This window comes from Thalassobellus citreus (assembly GCF_044385915.1).
GTDB lineage: Bacteria > Bacteroidota > Bacteroidia > Flavobacteriales > Flavobacteriaceae > Thalassobellus > Thalassobellus citreus.
This window is the reverse complement of record NZ_JBISCC010000011.1, coordinates 1-339: the sequence shown is the minus strand read 5'-3', so window position 1 is coordinate 339 and position 339 is coordinate 1. Positions and strand designations below refer to the sequence as shown.

Annotated in this window: 1 protein-coding gene; it reads left to right on the top strand. The window is 41.9% G+C overall.

Features of this window, described 5'->3' with window-relative positions:
* Positions 1 to 339, top strand: a 339-nt coding sequence (locus ACH5TX_RS00050; protein ID WP_439337525.1) for a putative metal-binding motif-containing protein, incomplete at both ends; no start/stop codon positions are given.

The window sequence follows — 339 nt, the reverse complement described above, 5'->3', positions numbered from 1 at the left end:
TTCAAATACTATACAAGCTTGTTCTGTACCCACAGGTTATGTACCTGATAATACAGATTGTGATGATACCAATGCCACGGTGTACCCGAATGCCCCAGAACTTTGTGATGGTCTTGATAACAATTGCGACGGACAAATAGACGAAGGTGTAACAACAACCTTCTTTGCCGATACTGATGGTGATGGTTTTGGAGATGCTTCAAATACTATACAAGCTTGTTCTGTACCCACAGGTTATGTACCTGATAATACAGATTGTGATGATACCAATGCCACGGTGTACCCGAATGCCCCAGAACTTTGTGATGGTCTTGATAACAATTGCGACGGACAAATAGA